This window comes from Roseivirga sp. UBA838, assembly GCF_002296035.1.
Classification (GTDB): Bacteria; Bacteroidota; Bacteroidia; order Cytophagales; family Cyclobacteriaceae; genus Roseivirga; species Roseivirga thermotolerans.
Window position 1 is genome coordinate 59268 of record NZ_DBHC01000020.1, and the last position, 17082, is coordinate 76349.

Annotated in this window: 19 protein-coding genes; 9 read left to right on the forward strand and 10 right to left on the reverse strand. The window is 44.2% G+C overall.

What is annotated here, in order from left to right; all coding sequences use genetic code 11:
* Nucleotides 1-15: 15 nt before the first annotated feature.
* A complete protein-coding gene (locus B3O12_RS07330; protein WP_286755814.1) occupies nucleotides 16-1572 on the reverse strand; it encodes a sensor histidine kinase in 1557 nt (518 codons plus the stop codon).
* Between the two features lie 133 nt (nucleotides 1573-1705).
* Here B3O12_RS07330 and rpsF point away from each other — a divergent pair, with 133 nt between their 5' ends.
* The 4 genes from rpsF to B3O12_RS07350 all read left to right on the forward strand — a co-directional run bounded on the left by rpsF (nucleotide 1706) and on the right by B3O12_RS07350 (nucleotide 3602).
* Complete coding sequence (gene rpsF / locus B3O12_RS07335; RefSeq protein ID WP_189629678.1) at nucleotides 1706-2068, forward strand: 30S ribosomal protein S6; 363 nt, start codon at nucleotides 1706-1708, stop codon at nucleotides 2066-2068.
* Nucleotides 2065-2316, forward strand: coding sequence for a 30S ribosomal protein S18 (gene rpsR / locus B3O12_RS07340; RefSeq protein WP_189629677.1), 252 nt, complete (start codon nucleotides 2065-2067; stop codon nucleotides 2314-2316). The genes rpsF and rpsR overlap by 4 nt, the downstream gene beginning before the upstream one ends.
* 22 nt (nucleotides 2317-2338) lie before the next feature.
* Complete coding sequence (rplI, locus tag B3O12_RS07345) at nucleotides 2339-2782, forward strand: 50S ribosomal protein L9 (protein ID WP_189629676.1); 444 nt, start codon at nucleotides 2339-2341, stop codon at nucleotides 2780-2782.
* Nucleotides 2783-3020: 238 nt separating this feature from the next.
* On the forward strand, nucleotides 3021-3602 hold the full coding sequence (locus B3O12_RS07350; protein ID WP_286755815.1) for an HD domain-containing protein: 582 nt from the start codon (nucleotides 3021-3023) through the stop codon (nucleotides 3600-3602).
* A 3-nt stretch (nucleotides 3603-3605) separates the two neighbouring features.
* Here B3O12_RS07350 and B3O12_RS07355 read toward each other — a convergent pair whose 3' ends face one another.
* The 4 genes from B3O12_RS07355 to B3O12_RS07370 are packed head-to-tail and all read right to left on the reverse strand — an operon-like array spanning nucleotide 3606 to nucleotide 7111.
* Nucleotides 3606-4532, reverse strand: a complete 927-nt coding sequence (locus B3O12_RS07355) for a glycosyltransferase family 2 protein (RefSeq protein ID WP_286755816.1) — start codon at nucleotides 4530-4532, stop codon at nucleotides 3606-3608.
* Nucleotides 4529-5785: a hypothetical protein gene (locus tag B3O12_RS07360; protein ID WP_189629673.1), complete on the reverse strand. Its 1257-nt coding sequence runs from the start codon at nucleotides 5783-5785 to the stop codon at nucleotides 4529-4531. The genes B3O12_RS07355 and B3O12_RS07360 overlap by 4 nt, the downstream gene beginning before the upstream one ends.
* Before the next feature lie 16 nt (nucleotides 5786-5801).
* Complete coding sequence (locus B3O12_RS07365; protein WP_286755817.1) at nucleotides 5802-6725, reverse strand: GNAT family N-acetyltransferase; 924 nt, start codon at nucleotides 6723-6725, stop codon at nucleotides 5802-5804.
* Complete coding sequence (locus B3O12_RS07370) at nucleotides 6722-7111, reverse strand: sugar 3,4-ketoisomerase (protein ID WP_286755818.1); 390 nt, start codon at nucleotides 7109-7111, stop codon at nucleotides 6722-6724. Before B3O12_RS07370 ends, B3O12_RS07365 begins: the two co-directional genes overlap by 4 nt.
* Nucleotides 7112-7227: 116 nt before the next feature.
* Between B3O12_RS07370 and B3O12_RS07375 the strand changes: the two genes are divergently transcribed.
* The 3 genes from B3O12_RS07375 to B3O12_RS07385 are packed head-to-tail and all read left to right on the forward strand — an operon-like array spanning nucleotide 7228 to nucleotide 9291.
* A complete protein-coding gene (locus tag B3O12_RS07375; RefSeq protein ID WP_229838581.1) occupies nucleotides 7228-8151 on the forward strand; it encodes a hypothetical protein in 924 nt (307 codons plus the stop codon).
* A 1-nt stretch (nucleotide 8152) separates the two neighbouring features.
* Entirely contained in the window at nucleotides 8153-8764 is a 612-nt protein-coding gene (locus B3O12_RS07380; RefSeq protein WP_286743605.1) for an IMPACT family protein, read from the forward strand.
* On the forward strand, nucleotides 8761-9291 hold the full coding sequence (locus B3O12_RS07385; RefSeq protein ID WP_286755820.1) for a GNAT family N-acetyltransferase: 531 nt from the start codon (nucleotides 8761-8763) through the stop codon (nucleotides 9289-9291). The genes B3O12_RS07380 and B3O12_RS07385 overlap by 4 nt, the downstream gene beginning before the upstream one ends.
* A 4-nt stretch (nucleotides 9292-9295) precedes the next feature.
* On the opposite strand, the gene B3O12_RS07390 is transcribed toward B3O12_RS07385, so the two are convergent.
* The gene (locus B3O12_RS07390) at nucleotides 9296-11665 is read right to left on the reverse strand and encodes an ABC transporter permease (protein ID WP_286755821.1); all 2370 of its coding nucleotides are present in this window, start codon (nucleotides 11663-11665) and stop codon (nucleotides 9296-9298) included.
* Between the two features lie 62 nt (nucleotides 11666-11727).
* Complete coding sequence (locus B3O12_RS07395; RefSeq protein ID WP_189629667.1) at nucleotides 11728-12693, reverse strand: DUF4097 family beta strand repeat-containing protein; 966 nt, start codon at nucleotides 12691-12693, stop codon at nucleotides 11728-11730.
* Between the two features lie 44 nt (nucleotides 12694-12737).
* On the opposite strand from B3O12_RS07395, the gene B3O12_RS07400 reads away from it, so the two are divergent.
* Complete coding sequence (locus tag B3O12_RS07400) at nucleotides 12738-13268, forward strand: DinB family protein (RefSeq protein ID WP_286755822.1); 531 nt, start codon at nucleotides 12738-12740, stop codon at nucleotides 13266-13268.
* A gap of 1 nt (nucleotide 13269) precedes the next feature.
* On the opposite strand, the gene B3O12_RS07405 is transcribed toward B3O12_RS07400, so the two are convergent.
* From B3O12_RS07405 to B3O12_RS07415, 3 genes are read right to left on the reverse strand one after another with little or no spacing between them, the layout of a single operon-like run.
* Entirely contained in the window at nucleotides 13270-13854 is a 585-nt protein-coding gene (locus B3O12_RS07405) for a 3'-5' exonuclease (RefSeq protein ID WP_189629665.1), read from the reverse strand.
* A 12-nt stretch (nucleotides 13855-13866) separates the two neighbouring features.
* A complete protein-coding gene (nhaC, locus tag B3O12_RS07410; RefSeq protein ID WP_286743593.1) occupies nucleotides 13867-15321 on the reverse strand; it encodes a Na+/H+ antiporter NhaC in 1455 nt (484 codons plus the stop codon).
* 39 nt (nucleotides 15322-15360) lie between these two features.
* Nucleotides 15361-16479 (reverse strand): NAD(P)/FAD-dependent oxidoreductase, encoded by a 1119-nt coding sequence (locus tag B3O12_RS07415; protein WP_286755823.1) that lies wholly within the window; start codon nucleotides 16477-16479, stop codon nucleotides 15361-15363.
* Nucleotides 16480-16498: 19 nt separating this feature from the next.
* Between B3O12_RS07415 and B3O12_RS07420 the strand changes: the two genes are divergently transcribed.
* Nucleotides 16499-17038 carry a DUF4442 domain-containing protein gene (locus B3O12_RS07420; RefSeq protein ID WP_229838580.1) on the forward strand — a complete coding sequence of 180 codons (540 nt, stop codon included), beginning with the start codon at nucleotides 16499-16501 and terminating at the stop codon, nucleotides 17036-17038.
* The last annotated feature ends 44 nt before the right edge of the window (nucleotides 17039-17082 follow it).

Below are 17082 nucleotides of genomic sequence, written 5' to 3' on the forward strand. Positions count from 1 at the left end.
AGTTCTGTTTAACTGTTAATGCTTTTTGGCCAAAGGCAGGAGAATGCTAAAGGTACTTCCCTCTCCCGGCTGGCTATCAATTTTTATTCTTCCTTCATGATCATCGATGATGTGTTTTACGATAGAGAGCCCAAGGCCCGCTCCTTTGGTATCGTGAACATCGCCCGTAGGAACCCGGTAAAACTTCTCGAACAGCTTATCCAATTGGTTTTTGGCAATTCCCAGTCCATTGTCTTTTACCATAATACAGGCAAAGTCATCGGTTTTGGTAGTCCGCACTTCCAGTTGTTTTCTTTCGGGGCTATACTTCATACCGTTGTCTATAAGGTTAACCAATACCTCGGTAATGGCTTCTCTGTCGGCCATCACTTCAAGGGGTTTGGGATGTAGCTGCATGATGTGCTCAAAACCATTGCTTTCTAAGTGGTAAGAGTAAGTACTCATTACATCTTCAACCACTGCTGAGACATCTAACCTACTTTTTTTGTACTCCCGTTTGTTGGCCTCAATTTTAGAGAAGCTCAGAATACGATTGAGCATATTGGTTAGGCGGCTCACTTCTTTGGTTATGATCTCGTAGTATTCTTTCTTCTTGGCTTCCTCTTTAACCCTGTCCAGCAGCAGGGTTTCGGCAAACATATTAATGAGAGCGAGCGGGGTTCGGATTTCATGCGAAACATTGGAAACAAAATCGGCTTTTTTCTGAGCCAGCTCCATCTCCTTTTGCACATTCCTAAACACCAGCCAAACGCCAATAATCATAACCATCATAAGCAAGCCCAGGGCTATGAGGTTTTGGTTTTTTCTACGGTTCACTGCTTGTTCTACCGTGCCACCTTCGCGGGCAATGCCTACTTCAAATCGTGGCAAAAGATCTAGCGGTTCGCTTTCAATATCGCCCACCAACTCACCGGAGGTAGAGTAAATCTGGGTACCATCCGATATTCGGTTGCAGGTAATGATAAAATCGCCCTGAGCCATTTCCTGAAACTTTGGTACCAATGCCTGTTCTATAAACCCAACGGCACTGAAAAAATAGATATTGATAAAGACTTTGTCTCCTGCTTTGGAGGCAAAGAACTGAAAATCGACTTCTTTTTTATTGTGCACCAAAAAGCTTTCAAAAGATTGCACCTTCTGAAAATTTCCTTCGTTGAGATAGCGCACCAGACGGTCTACAATGGGTCGATGAGCCCAAACCAAGCTATCGGCTCTTCTTCTAAATTCAGGAGTGAGCCAGTCAGGCTGCGGAGCGAGCAGAATCTCCTCCTCACCGGCCAATTCTTTGGAATACAAAGCAAAGAAGAATCTATAGTTGCCGAGCCTGTCTAAAGCCTGATCGGGCTGTTGCTTCCACTCTCCCTTTTGTAAGGTTCCAAAAAACTCTTCGCTTTTGTCTTGTGCGGTTTGGTTTACCGAAAATAAAACCGACTCTAACTGCCTTCTGTAAATGGTGGTAAGCTCTCTTTCATCTACAGTAAGCGAGTTGAGCTGAAATACGCCATACGCCACCACCGGCAACACCAGTATAAGCAATATGGCCACAAGAGATTTTTTTGCCGAGCGCGTCAATGAGAAAGAATTTTAATCTCCTGAAATTAAGCATTCAAGAGCTGACTGATTAATTTTGTGACAATCTTTTACAAGGCAAGGTTTTTTAGACTGAATTACCTACCTTTGCAGCCCAAAACTTAATTTAATTCAAATGTTAAAAAACTACGAGACAGTATTCATTTTGAATCCCGTTTTGTCTGAAGATCAGATGAAGGATGCTGTCGGCCAATACGAACAACTCCTCAAAGAAGGTGGAGCTGAAGTAATCAACGTAGAAAAGTGGGGACTTAAGAAATTGGCTTACCCAATTCAACACAAGTCTACCGGTTTCTACAACCTGATGGAGTTCAAAGCCGACCCAAGTTTAATTGCCACTCTTGAAATCGAATTTAAAAGAGATGAGAGAGTAATGAGATTTCTGACCGTTGCCCTAGACAAGCACGCTGTTGAATACAACGAGAAAAGAAGATCTGGCGCATTTAAGAAAAACAAGAAAGAGGAGGTAGCAGCATGACACTTGTAAACGAACCAGTAAACAGAGAGCAGCAGAAAAAGAAGTACTGCCGCTTTAAGAAAAACGGTATCAAATATGTAGACTACAAGAATCCTGATTTCTTGTTGAGCTTCGTGAACGAGCAGGGCAAAATTCTTCCAAGAAGAATTACAGGTACCAGCTTAAAGTACCAGAAAAAAGTTACTCAGGCTGTGAAAAGAGCAAGACACCTTGCCTTGTTGCCATATGTAACTGATGGATTGAAATAATCACCTAAACTGTATAGACGTCATGGAAGTAATATTGAAAACAGATATTAAAGGTTTAGGGTACAAGAACGATACAGTAAGTGTAAAGCCCGGTTATGGTAGAAACTACCTTATTCCTCAGGGTTTTGCCATTATCGCTAATGAGTCTAACAAAAAACTCGTTGAAGAGAACATAAAACAAGCTGCTCACAAAGCAGAAAAAATTAAAGCTGACGCTGAAGCTATTGCTGCTGCAATTGGCGATGACACTTTAGAGATTAAAGCTAAAGTAGGTGAAAGCGGTAAGATTTTCGGAGCGGTTACTACTCTTCAGATCTCTGACGCCCTAAAAGCTAAAGGAATTGAAGTAGACAGAAAGAAAATCTCTTTCAAGAGCGAAGTAAAAATGGTTGGTGAATACGAAGTAGAAATCGACCTTCATAAAGAAGTTAAGAAAGACGTTAAATTCACTGTTGTAGCTGAATAAGTCTTTTTTCAATCACATTGAAACCCGGGCAGTGATGTTCGGGTTTTTTTATTTTAATGCCGGGCTACCTGTTAAATGGTGAAAATTAGGTTTCTATGCTTTAACCCCATTTGTATCTTCGGCAATAACCAATGCAGGATCTGTAAGTATAGTACCCCAGGTATAAATAGTCGAGTACACCTGCAGTATTTGAACAAGTAGACCCATTTTATTTTTTTCGTAAACCCTACTCTAAATTATGTCTTCATCTTCTACCCTCAGTAAGCAAGTGCAGTTCATTCATGAGATTGACAAGCTCAAGTACGTTGAACGAATGACTTGCCTTTTTAACAGTAACCGCCACGAAAACGATGCGGAACACAGCTGGCACCTTTGTATGATGGCCCTGATATTGGCCACTCATTCAGACCAGCCTTTGGATATGCTCAAGGTGCTAAAAATGTTGCTGATTCATGACATAGTAGAAATTGATGCCGGTGACACCTTTCTGTTCGATACGCAGAAGAGCCATGACAACACGGAAGAGGAGTTAAGAGCTGCTCATCGCATATTTGGCCTCTTACCTAAAGATCAGGCCGAAGAATTAATTGAGGTATGGAAGGAGTTTGAAGCGGCAGAAACCAACGAAGCCAAATTTGCCAAAGCCATAGACCGATTGGCTCCAATGATGCAAAATGCTTCGAACAAAGGAGGTACATGGGCGCAGCACAACGTGGCGTACGAAACAGTAATTGCCAAAAAACAAAGAATAAAAGAAGGTTCGGAAAGCCTCTGGCAATACGCTAAAGCATTGGTAGATAAGCACTACAAAAAGGCTTAAGGGCTATATACGGATTTTCTTTCGGTTTACCCGATTTACCCACCGGGCCAAATAAGAAACAGGATTAAATTGAACACCGGCTTCGCGCATCAGTTGCCTGTATTGAGAGGCCAGCATCAGGTGACCGGAGCGAAAGCATTGCCTGTACTCATAGTTAAGGCGTACGGCAAGTGCACCAAAGTCTTCCTTACTTTTACAAAGCTGAAAGGCTTTTTCGCACACTTTGAAAACAGAGTTCATTTGTTCGTTGAGATGATGAGCATAGCGCTGACTGGACATGCTATTGGCTAGTTTGCGTTTTTCGATTAACACCTTATCGACATACCTATACTGCCAGAAGCGACTGGAACGCACCCAAAAGTCAAAATCCTCATAAGCGAGCGTTTCATCGTATCCACCCAGTCTATCGAATACTTCTCTCTTCACTACCATAGTCGGAGTACAAATAAAATATCTGCGCAGTACCCAATGAAACACCTCTCCACTGGGTATATAGGGCATAAGGTGTTTCCTCAAGAGCTCCTCGGTATGGTTGGCTATGAAATTTCCCTGGGCATCAACATAATTTCCATTGGAGAAAACCACTCCCAAATCGCTCTCTCCCTGCTCAAAGGCCTTTATGCTCTCTTCAATAAAGTCCGGCTTCATGCGATCATCGAGCGCAAAGTCAATTATGTACTGCCCGGTGCTCATGGCTAGTCCTTGGTTGAAAGTTTTGGTATAACCCCGGTTGCTCGTATGAAATACAGTCTTAACCGAACGGCCTTCTATGGCGCGTTCAATATTCTCTACACTGTTATCCTTGCTGGCATCGTCTAGCACAATGATCTCCAAAGGAGCATAAGTTTGCTCAAAGAGCGAATGAAGTGCCTCCTGCACATAGGGTGCGTGGTTATAGGCTATACAAATTACAGAGACCAGCGGCTTCATCGGAACAAGAGTCTGCGGTTAAATATGATGAGGACAATAAAGAAACCCAAATAGCGCCATAAATAGCCGAGAGTCAGGGCTTCCAGCTCAAAATGATCGATAAGCAAGCCTACTGTACCCAAGTAAATAATGGCCGAAACAAACTGAGCTCCTATATACTTTACTGTTTCCACTCTGGCACTCAATACATAGGCCAGTAGATATGAGAGTATGGCAAAAAAGTCGCCTATTACCTGGTAGCGAACAAGGTAGGCTGCTCGTTCAAAACCCTGACTGAAAAACAGCTTGAGAAAAAACTCCTTGTTGAGGTAATATACCCCCAGACACAACACCGTAACGAACGCAACAAAACCCATCACCTTGAGTACGTACGACTTCAGTGCTCCCGGCTCATGGATTAGAGAGGCCATTTTAGGATAATAAACCACTCCCACGGTGCCGGTAAACACCAGCAGATAGCTTGTAGACATTTTGGCTACAGACTGCCACAGACCTGTTCTGTCCAAACCATAGAGATCTATCACATAATCCCTAACTGCAAAGTCTAACAATCGGCCGAAAACAATGGCACTAATGGCCATGAGAACGAACTTCCATATACGCTGAAACGATTGCTTATCAGGGCTCCCAAAACCCAGCTTAATGGATCTTCTTTTGGCCAGCAGATAGCCCAGTGCCACAAAAGCCATTAAGCCGTAACCAATGGCAAAACTAAGCAGAGCCATATCTATGGTACCAAACTTTACCCCTCCATAAACCACTGCTACCAGTAGTACAAGGCCCACAATATTGATAATGGCATACGTTTTTACCTTACGCAAGGCCAGAATAACCGAATTGAGGTAGCCCGACATAAGCATGAGAAACACTGACGGAACAAAGATGAGTAGAAACCGGGAGGGGCTCATTTCCTGCATAAACCGATCGAAAAAGTAATCCTGCTTCCAGAAGAAAAGCAACCCCAAAGTAATGGAGAAAAGAAGAGCAGTAACCCAAAAGCCCGTCTTAAAAACCCTTTTCCTCTCCTCTTCGGTCAGGGTCTCATCAGACCAGTACTTCATAATGCTTCGGTTCACCCCTTCGCTGGGCAAAAGAGTAAACAAAGACGTGAGGTTTTGAAAATGTGAGAGTAGTGTAATGCCTGAGGTGCCAAGCATTACCGCGAAAAGCTTATTGATAGTAAAGCCTCCCAAGGCTCTGAATACCACCGCGGTAAAAGACCAAGAAGAACTTTTCAGAAAATTAGATTTCAACCGCAATCTTTTGCTGCTAAGATAGTGTTTTCTGCCAACTCAAAGCCACTGAGGCTTTTGCTCCAAGGCTTTCTTTGAACCGAACAAGGGAAGCTTTTTCAATACCCCGAACATAGGACGACCCCAAATCGAGCATAGTAATTCCCTGTTGCCTGCACCAATCGTACAGCCCGTTTACGAGCCCAACCATAGGGCTCACAGAATGCAATTCCCTATCGCTAGCCGGTAAAAAGTGATACAAAGCATCTTCCCTCACCCGTACAGCTACAGTGGCTGCCGCCAAGCGATTTTTAAGACTGAGACCAAAAGCATGATAATGCTCTTTGCAGGCCTTGGCTTGTTCCAAAACCTGCTCCTTGCCTAAGCTCACCGGCTGGTCTACCGTGTTGCGCCATTGTTCAATCTGCCGGAATACAGTGCTCAGAGCAGACGAGTCGTACCTTTCAAACACGGGTTCCTCCCGCAAGAGCTTCCTGAATCTGCGTAGTTGCATGCCCGACATTTGACTGGTTAGAGGTCTTTCGTTGACCGAAATCACATGAAAATTACGACTGCTTATGAGTTGGTAGCCGCTGGCTGTAAGCACTCGCTCTACCAATGACTGATTGCCGTAGACTGCCGGAGGTTGGTGTAAAGTGACGGTCTTGTAGCCGGCAGACTTCAAGTGCTTTTCTACTTGTTGCAGCCAAGCCAGCACCTCCGAATGAGTACAACTTGGAGCAATGTCTATACCTGAAAAAGGGGCATTCATGAGACTAATCGCTTCATGTTCTCCGGCTGTAAAGCTTACCCGACAACACAAGCCCCCTGGGCTCAGCCCATAGAAACAAAGTGGCTCCTGGCCCGAGCTTGCTTTACCATATGCGGGCAGGCCATACAGCAATTGCTCCGGCTCATTGGTCATGCTCTTATCAGGCAATTCACGGCTCAGTTCAATCATTTAAAGTCAGCTTTTTGCCTAATGTAATCTTCTTCTGAAAACTCGTCTGAAGCTAGCCCCAGCAATATGGCTTTTTCTTTAAACAGCATCTTCCCCCACCACATGGGAGGAATGTACAGCCCCTGATCGGGCGAGCTGAGCGTGCAGGTAAACAGCTCTCCGGCCGTATCTTCCAACACCACCTCTACCAGCCCCTGAATGCACACTATCACCTGTTCTCCTGTTTTGTGAGCATGCCCTCCCCTCACCTGTTGCTCGGGCACTCCTGTGAGCCAATACACTCTTTTTACCTCAAAAGGTACGTCTTTGAGCTCCTCCAGAAAATTGAGCCGTCCTCTTTGGTCCATTCGGATACTAAACTCATAGCATTCAGGTTTTTTGCGCATGGTCAATCTTACAAAAATTATTTGGTGTAGCCGCAAGCCCAATTTGATTGAACCCACTGGTAATTCCAAAATACAGCCCTTAGTTATTCCTCTCCAGAGGGCATGGGGAAACACTGTTGCCACAAAGTTTTTCCGTATTTTCGCAGGCTATGGTGTATTTACTCATCACTATTCTTGCCAATGTGGCCATTTTTATGGCCTTCAGGTCATACAGTAAATTCAATGTCAATACCCTACCGGCCATTGTGGTTAACTATGGGGTATGCGTAGTAACTGGGGTTTCTTTTGTGGGGGCTAATAGTCTAAAGACACATGTTGAACCCTCAGCTCCCTGGTTTCCTTTTGCCCTGGCATTGGGTATTGTTTTCATTTCCTCTTTCTTTCTTATGGCCTACACCACACAGAAAAGAGGGGTATCGGTAGCTACGGTGGCCAGCAAAATGAGCCTTGCCTTTCCCGTAATACTCAGTTTGTTTGTTTTTAAATATGCTGTCAACGAATTAGACTCATGGAACTACCTGGGCATAGCCCTTACTTTTGTTTCCATTGCACTGGTAAGCCGGAAGAAGCGCGATAGTTCAATGCAGCCCATTACGCTCAAGTACTTGTTGTTGCCCATGAGTATTTTTGTGTTGGGCGGACTTATAGACAGCTCTATCAATTATGCCAACCACAACTACATAGAAGAAGCGGTTGAGCCTATATTTCCAATCTTCATTTTCGGGTCGGCCTTCGTTTCAGGCAGTTTGTTCTGCCTTGTTAAACGCGTAAAATTCGGATGGAAAGAATTGGTAGGTGGCATTTGCCTGGGTATTCCCAATTACTTCTCTATCTTCTTTAAACTCAAAGGACTAAGCGCATTTAATAACAATGGAGCCATTGTTTATCCTATTCTCAACATTGGCATAATCATAGTTTCTACACTCCTGGCCATTGTAATCTTCAAAGAGAGACTTTCCAGAATCAATTATATCGGGGTAGGACTGGCATTAGTGGTCATATTCCTTTTGAGCTATCAGGAGATTTTGAAAGCTTTGTAGCATGCAGGATAGCTTTCTAACCATAGGCCAACCAGCCGAAGGATTATACAAGGAAAAAGGCAGCAAATTCATAGGCCTGGCTTTTCCGGTAAAAACAGAAGATGAGGTAAAAGAAAGACTGGAAGAAACTCGCAAAACCTATTATGATGCCCGCCACCATTGCTATGCCTATATTCTGGGCCATGAAGGGACGCAGTTTAGGGCAAATGATGATGGAGAGCCCAATCATTCGGCCGGAGATCCAATACTTGGACAAATACGGTCGAAAGAACTCACCAACACGCTGGTTATTGTAGTTCGCTATTTTGGAGGTACTAAATTGGGGGTGAGCGGACTTATCAATGCCTATAAAACAGCTGCCGCTCTGGCTCTTGATAACACCAGCATTGAAGAAAAACTCATTACCCAAACCATAAAGCTTCAGTTTCCATACGAAGAAATGAACGAGGCCATGAAACTGGTTAATGACTTTGAAATGCAGATTACCCGACAGGAGTTTGAAATGGAATGCAGTCTTGAGGCCGAACTCATTGTGAGTAAAGTAGAAGAGTTTGAAAACAAGGTTATACTTTTACAAAATCTTAGCCACGCCATTCAGTACCAGATACCATGAAACTGCATTCCTATAGCTTTCCAATAGAAACTAAACGTCTTTATTTTCGGCCACTTTCTCATGAAGATGTTCCCGCATGGACCACCTTTTTTATAAACAACCCTAACCTTCACTTTGTAGGAGTTACCGACCAAAAGGCTCCTGAGCTGCAGTCGGAAATATGGATTGACCGGCAAATGAAACGCTATGATGAAACCGGCATAGGTATTTTGGCTGCCTGCGACAGGCAATCTCATCGTTTGGTAGGCAATGCCGGCATCATTTGGCGCGATGATATTTTAGGGAAGCCTGAGTTTGAAATTGGCTATTCGGTGATTCCGGAACTTTGGGGGCAAGGGCTGGCCTCTGAAATGGCCATTGCGCTCAAGCAATATTTTATCCACCAGCAAATTTCCAATCGCGTTGTCTCCATTATTCACATAGACAATGTGGGCTCTCAACAGGTAGCTCTAAAAAATGGAATGAGCCGAGGCCCTCAATTCGAGTTCCTTAGCTCACCCTGCTATCTATATCAATGTGAAGTATAGCTACTCATTCATTTCGTAGCGAACTGGCCGGATTAGCCAACGCAGCTCTTCTGGCCTGATTAACCACCACCACTATGGCGAAGAATAACGCCAGAGCTCCTGTAAGCGCAAAAATCCACCAGTCAAGAGTTGTTCTAATGGTGTAACGCTGCAAATAATTATGTAGCAACCAGTAGGCAAAAGGAGCTGAAATCACAAAAGACAGGAGCACGAGCTTGGCAAAATCTTTAGACATGAGCCCCACCAGGCTAGTGACCGAGGCTCCAAGAACCTTGCGAATACCAATTTCTTTTATGCGCTGTTCGGCCATGTAACTGGCTAAGCCAAACAAGCCCAGGCCGGTTATAAAAATGGTGAGTACAGCAAAGATGGTAGACAGCTTTCTGGTTAGATTAATTGTAGTGTACTTGCGTTGAAAAGCCTCATCTACAAACTGATATTCGAACGGATAAGCAGGGTTATATTGCTCAAAAACCTCCTGCACACCCGCCAAAGTAGACTGCATATTATCTGTTGGCCTCAACCTTAGGGTTGCCGATCCACCCCAATTGTCAATAATCATAAACATAGGCCGAACTTCTTCATAAGGAGAGCCCATAAGTATATTATCGATCACACCTACCAGATTACGCTTATCGCCCCAAAGATCTAGTGAAGTACCAATGGGGTCTCCTTCCAGGCCCATCAAGTCCAGGGCTGCTTTATTGATGATAATGGCCGAAGAATCGCTGGAAAACTCTTTGCTGAAGTCTCTGCCATAGAGCATTTTGGCTCCCATTGTTTCCGCATAATCATATCCCCTCACCACAGTTACAAACATTACTTTTTCCGACTCCGGTTTTCCCGGCCACCCCAAAAAGTTGTTGGAGTTGATATCCGTAATGCGACTGTTAGACCTTGTCATATTCACAATGAGGTTTTTTCGTATCAGCTCATTCTTTATTACCTCATAGTTTTTGGTAATGTCATCGGTCAGCGATACGGTAATAAGGCCTTCCTGACTATAGCCAATGTCGCGGCTTTTGGCCAGGTCTATCTGTTTTAGAATAACAATAGTGCCTACTATTAGTATGATGGCAACACCAAACTGAAGCATGACCAGTATTTTGCGTGGCAAATTGGCATTCTTACCCACCGCTACTTTGCCTTTAAGTGTTTTAATGGGGTTAAATGAGGAAAGATAAAGTGAAGGATAACTTCCGGAAATAATACCAGTGAGCAAAATGATGGCGAGCGAGAACAGCCAGAATTCTGACGACTGAAAGTCTATAGAAAGCCGTTTATCAACCAGATTGTTATAGGCCGGTAAAGAGGCCAACACCAGCAAAATGGAGAACAGGTAAGATATAACCGATATGATCAACGACTCACCATAAAACTGCATAATGAGTTGACCCCTCTTGCTGCCCAGACTCTTTCTGATGCCTACCTCTCGTGCTCTTCTTTCAGAACGGGCTGTAGCCAGGTTCATAAAGTTGATACAGGCAATTAGCAATATGAACATGGCGATTACAGAAAACAGAGTAACATACTCTTGTTGCCCACCGGCTTCCACTCCATTTTCAAAATTACTATGCAGCCTCCAGCGGCTCATCGGGTGCAGGAAGAACTCCCGCGGCACATCGTCCTGCCCTTTTTCAGTAAGAATACCACTTATAGCCTCCTCCACTTCTTTCTCGTCACCTTCTCCGGCAAGTTCTACATATACCTGAAAAGAATAGTTGCCCCAGTTGTCCGTATTGTCCCTCACCCATTGTTGTATAGACTCGCGGTGTTTCCAGGGAATAAGGTAATGAAACTGAAAAGATGAGTTTTGGGGTACGTCTTTAATAATACCCGTTACCTGAAGAGTGCTAGAATCATCGACCTTCACAAACTGACCAATCGGATTTTCTCCTTCCTGAAAAAGAGTTGATGCCAATGTTTCTGAAATCACAATGGAAGAAGGATCGTCCAGTACCAGGCTTCTATCTCCTTCTACCATTGGAAACTCGAACATATCGAGAAACTCGTTGCTCACAAAGTAGCCACGAATATTAATGCGCTTATCCCCGTTGGTTATCAATCGGTTACCTCCCCATCCGGCTACTGCCGAGTTGACTATTTTGGCATGGGCCGATTTCATTTCCATGTATGTGGGCAGAGGCACTGAATTCCAGGAAGAAACTCCTCCGGCAATTGAGGCATTGACCCACACCTGGTGAAGCCTGTCTACTTTTGGAATGAACTTATCGAACGAAGTTTCTTCTTTTACCCACAACAAAATAAGCATACTGCAAGCAATACCTACAGAAAGCCCGGAGATATTGATTACCGAATAGAGCGAGTTTTTCTTAAGGTTGCGCAGCGCAACCACTATAAAGTTTTTGAGCATTTGACCTGAGCGTTATGGTTGTTTTAGAGACTGAATAAATAGCTATTCGTTACAATGACCTGCTATTTTCTTACTACAGCCCTTCCTGAACCCGTACTAATACGAATTCTGATGGTCTTATTCCCAATTTTGGCTTCTTTGATATGCCCCTTGTTTCTCCCCCTCCAGTTAGAACCACGATCGTCTTCATACGACCTGTCGAAACGGAAAGGTGCGCTAATATCATCTTCATCATTAGCCCTCATATAAAATTCCCCCGCTATTTCATGGCCATTAAAGTTGAGCATGGCATTCCCTGAGCCGGTGTTTAAAGACAAGTCGTAGTCCAGTTCTCCTGCCAGAGTTACTTCTACATTGCCAGAACCTGTATTGAGCGAAGAGTTTCCACGAATTTTGGCTTCATCTACTTCAATATTGCCACTGCCGGTGTTAATTCTAAGGCCGCCTTCAATTCCATTGGCTCTCACGTTACCACTGCCAGTATTCAGGTCTGTATTCCCCTTGGCACGATCTATCCTAATGGAGCCTGAACCTGTATTCACGTCCATAGCACCATCAACGGCTCTTAGCGAAATATTTCCCGAACCGGTGTTGGCATGAACATCGCCTCGCACATCATCCAATCGAATATTTCCGGACCCCGTATTTGTACGAAGCTCCACAGTCAGCCCGTTTACTTCAATATTTCCAGACCCTGTCTTAAAATCAAGCTCAAGACCATCCGGAATCTCAAGCGTCCATTCAGAGTAACCGCGAGTCCAACGGCTTCTCCTAAATTCTTCCTTAATAGTCAGGCGGTCGCCATTCTGTTCAAATTCCGGTTCATAGTCCTCTTTATCATAAGTATATTCCACAGTCACTTTCACCTGATTTCCGCTGCCTTTTTTAATGGTGCCATTACCGGAAGCTGTTGTCAGCCGAATGGATTTAATACCTGTAAAAGTCTTTTCTATTCGCTCCTGAGCCTGAGTGAAAGTAATGGTAAAAGTCAGGGCAAGAAGGGTAAGGATCGATTTGAGTTGTTGCATTTTGTTGTAGGTTTTGGTGGAATGACATACTTTGAACAAAAAGGATGCACGAAGCTGAAAAAAACATACAAACCGACTGGCTAATTAACCAGCTCGCTGATAATAAGGAAGTCTTTTTAAGCCTGCTTGAAAAAACTCCGCCCCACATAATCAGCTGGAAGCCGGAACCCGGCCGTTGGAACCTGCTGGAAATTATTTGCCATTTGGCCGATGAGGAAAAACATGATTTTAAGTACAGGATACAGGTAGCTTTAGCCCCTAATCAGTTTCCTTTTCTACCAATCGATCCGGAGGCCTGGGTTACTGAAAAAAGCTACGCCACTCAACATTTCACCCAAAAATTAAATGAATGGGCAAAGGAGAGAGAGCAATCGGTAGAGTGGCTCAGGAAATTAGTACCAACAGACTGGGAGGCACACCTTGTTCATCCTGAGTATGGTCAAATGACAGCCCGAAACATACTGGCGAACTGGGTGGCACATGACTACATACACCTCAGACAAATTATTCAACTGAAAAGAGCTTGTTTGCAGAACATCACGGGAGAGTCTTTAGCCTATACCGGCCGTTGGTAGTTTAAAGATAGCCCCAACCATCGAGCTTCTTATATATTTCAAGGCATATCCAGGCATCGGTGGCAGCATACAGAAGTTGCTTTTTAGTGAGCTGGTCTACCTCCCAGTTAGAGGTTTGAGCCGATTTTGATATTCTAATTTCCAAAATCATTGCGGCCAGGTTTCTGGCTCCTATATTTTCGGCCCCCAACTCTTCGAATGTATCGTTGAGGTCTAAAAAACCGGCTGGCTCAAAAGGCCGCAAACGATCCAGCAAGTTATAATCATCTTTTAGTCCTATGCCTACCTTGAGTATTTCATCATTTTCCAGAAAATGGTGCACACTATCCATTATACCCAATTGATGGGTTCTAAGCAGATATACCTTTTGCTCTGTAGCCACCTGAATAAGACCAATATTTCTTACTTGCCCCTTTTTAAAAGTAGGTTTGGCCTCTGTATCAAACCCCACTACCCCATGTTGGTTAATTTCCCGCATGGCTTCTTCAATCTGTTCTTCTGTAGCGGCTACCACAATTTTCCCCTCATAGTGTCGTAAGGGAAACTGCATCACCTCGTCTTTGCTAATGGATAGTGGAAACATCATATGGAAGCTTATCTATGCCGGTGTTTCTGAAGGTTTAATTTTTCTGATTTTGATGTTAAAGTATGCGTAAATTATAGTCATTATGGGGCTTATAATATTGAAGAAAGCAAACCACAAGTAGGCCCCTGTGGCTACCCCCAACACTTTTGAATGATAAGCACCGCAGGTATTCCATGGAATGAGCACTGAGGTAACCGTACCGGAATCTTCCAACGTTCTACTTAGGTTTTCCGGGGCCAATCCCTTCTTCCGGTAGATATCGGCATACATTCTGCCGGGCACCACAATGGCTAAATATTGATCTGAGGCTGTTCCGTTAAAGAAAATGGTAGTCACGGCCGTAGAAGCCACTAACGAGCCGGTTGATTCTACCTTAGAAATTACCGCTTCGGCAATACGTTTGAGCAGACCACTGGCCTCCATTACACCGCCAAAAATCATGGCCGAAAGAATAAGCCATACAGTTTTAAGCATACCGGCCATACCTCCTGACTTTAAGAGATCATCCACTGTGGCATTGCCTGTTACTATGGCTATTTCACCATAAAGCGACTTCATTATGCCCACAAAGCTCATTTCCACACTGCTGCCTTCCCATCCGGAAACTGTCTTGACCATTTCCGGTTGAAATACAAGCGCAAAAACTGCTCCCAGCAAGGCCCCAATAAGAATGGCCGGAATAGCCGGCATCTTCTTTACAATTAAGATCACTACTACGAGGGGAACCAAAAACAACCAGCCGTTTATATTGAACTGGCTGGAAATGGCCGAGAGTATAGCTTCTGTTTCTCCAATGTCTCCGTTTCCACCGTGGGTGAAACCAAGAATAAGGAACAGTATTAAGGCGATAATAATAGATGGCACAGTGGTGTAAGTCATGTACCGAATGTGTGTAAACAAATCGGTTCCTGCCATGGCCGGAGCCAGGTTGGTAGTGTCGGAAAGTGGAGACATTTTATCGCCAAAATAGGCCCCTGAAAGAACCGCTCCGGCCACCATACCTTCATGCAAACCAAGAGCCTTGCCAATTCCAATCAGGGCTATACCAACCGTAGCGGCCGTTGTCCAGGAACTACCCGTAGCCACAGACACTATAGAACAAACAATGCAAGCCGCAACCAGAAAAAATGTTGGGTTCAGGATTTGAAGACCATAGTAAATCATGGCCGGTACAATGCCCGAAAGTAACCAGGTGCCAGCCAATGAACCTATAAGGAGCAAAATTATAATCGAGGCCATGGCCGAGCTAATGCTCTTGACTATTCCGTTTTGAATGGCCTCCCACTTCATGCCTAGCTTGAGAGCTACAAGAGCAGCCACTCCGGCCGAAAGAATTAAAATAATTTGATTCGATCCGTCCAGAGAAGAATCTCCAAATATGGCCACATTGACTCCCAATACGGCAACCAGAAAAATTATGGGTATAAATGCCTGAAAAAGAGACGGCTTCTGATATTGGTAACTCATACGTCTTATAGGTAAGCGTTGAAGATAGCAAATATTTAATTATTGGCAGACGATTTCCGCAAGCTGCTGGCCAATTTTGCTGCCAATGGCAACCCCCATACCTCCGAGCCGTACTCCCATAGTGATCCTTGGAGATACCCGCTCAACAATGGGCTTCTTATTAGGGCCAAATGCCATTATCCCGGTCCATACCCTATCTATTTCTACGCGGGTATCCGGCAATATAAGTTCTTGTAAATCCGATTTCAGTTGGTTGAGTATACGATCGTTGATGTTAAAATCAGTAGTGTTTTCTGTTTTGAGATCGAGATTTCTTCCTCCTCCAAAAATAACCCGGTTCTCATAGTTTCTAAAATAGTAATAGCCCTCGTCATAATGATAAGTTCCTTTGAGCTTTAACCCCTCAATTGGCTGAGTAACTAACACTACTCCTCTTCCCGGCTCCAGATCGGCATGGGGAAAGAAATATCGGGTAAAAGCATTAGTGCAAAACACCAACTGCCCAGCCCTCAACTTAGGGCCATTGGCCAGTGCTACCTCTACACAACCCGACTGCTCCTCAAAGGCAACTACCTGAGCACCGGTCATCACCTCCACTCCTTTGGAGGTCGCAAGAGCCGTAAGTCGTTTCATCATTCGCCCTGAATGAATCTGAGCTTCAAAAGGGTTGAAAACAAGAGCCTCAACCCGGCTCTTAGGAAAACCAAAAGACTCAATCCGTTCATTGACCAACGAATAGACCGGCTGGCCAAACAGGGGCTTAAGCAGAGTATTTACCCTATCCATTTGTTCCAGTACTCCTACTTCACTGGCACGAAGCAACTCATAGCCTCCATAATTTCTGAAGTCGATAGCCTCATCGGTCAGCCTCTGTCTCAGCAGTTGAAGCCCCTCCCACCGAAGCTGAACCAGTTTCAACACTTCCTCTTCAGAAAGTTTTTCCAAATCAGCCGCAATCTCAGAAAGGCTACCAAAGCAGGCAAACCCTGCATTTTTAGTACTTGCTCCGGTTGGAAAATGCCCCCTCTCAAGCACCAGTACACGGGCATTGGGTAGTTTTTCCCGAATAGAAAGCGCAGTAGACAAACCCACAATACCGGTGCCTACCACTATATGATCATAACTAGTATAGAAATCTGACTCCCAAAAACTCAACATGCGCGGAAATTAAGCAAGAATGTATAAATTAAAACAAACTCTTCTACCCATGTTCGATACGGCTACTCTAATGGCGAAAGCCAAAACCTCTAAAAAACATCTTTCACTACTCAATTTTGGGTTGGCTCGAATGATTCCCTTCAACAAACCTCATGGCTTTCGTATTAAGTCGCTAACCGATTTTGGCGTAGACATTCATATACCGTACAAAAGGGCCAACTTTAATCATATAAAAGGAATCCACGCCTGTGCTCTAGCCACAGCCTCCGAATACTCCACCGGACTGGTACTGCTCAATTGTCTGGGGGCTAAAAAGTATAGAATTATAATGCAAAAGCTGGAAATGGATTATCACTACCAAGCCAAGATGGAAACCACCGTAAGTTTTGCCATTAGCCAGGAATGGCTGCAAAAAGAGGTCATTACCCCCTTAGAAAAAAATGAAGCCGTGGTGGTATGTTGCGAGGTTAAGGCTCATGATAAAGAAGGAAACCACCTGACTACCGGCAGAATTTACTGGCAAATAAAAGAGTGGTCTAAAGTAAAAACTAAGGTTTAACCACTGATATAAAAGAAGTTACAGAAGCACCTCTTGCCAACTAA